This window comes from Clostridium bowmanii (assembly GCF_018861315.1).
GTDB lineage: Bacteria > Bacillota > Clostridia > Clostridiales > Clostridiaceae > Clostridium_AD > Clostridium_AD bowmanii.
The window spans coordinates 1-583 of the sequence record NZ_JAHLDL010000119.1; the positions used below are offsets into that span (position 1 = coordinate 1).

A 583-nucleotide genomic window follows, 5' to 3' on the forward strand; every position below is an offset into this window, starting at 1 on the left:
CACATCTACGTCCTCGTAACCCTTAACATAACAACCTATGACATACCTACTAACTCCATGGGCGTCTTACTTCGGATAGTTCCTACCCTAATTTTTTATATTATCTATATTAACTTGCGACTTCCATACCTAAGTCTTTTAAACCTTGCTCAAGTATATTGGTAGCAGCATTTTCATCTCTATCGTGGATTGCACCACACTTACATATCCATTTTCGTACAGATAGCAGCTTAACTTTCTTATTTTTAACTTTACACACAGAGCAAGTTTGACTACTTGCAAACCAAGGACTCACTTTATAATAAGTTCTACCTTTCCATAAAGATTTATATTCCAGTTGCCTTGTAAACTCCGACCAAGATACATCTGCTATACTTTTAGCTAATTTATGATTCTTTATCATATTAGAAACTTGCAAGTCTTCTGAAATTATAACTTGGTTATCGTTTGTAATTTTAGATGACAGCTTATTTAAAAAATCTTTTCGAATATTAGTTATCTTCTCATGCATAATAGCTATTTTAACAGTCTGTTTTTTATAATTATTACTATGTTTAGTCATCTTACATAATTGTCTTTGAAG

1 protein-coding gene is annotated in these 583 nt (G+C 31.7%); it reads right to left on the reverse strand.

All coding sequences use genetic code 11. From position 1 onward, the window contains the following. Positions 1-109: 109 nt before the first annotated feature. Positions 110-583, reverse strand: a 474-nt coding sequence (locus KPL51_RS23170) for an RNA-guided endonuclease TnpB family protein (protein WP_216166792.1), incomplete at its 5' end; no start/stop codon positions are given.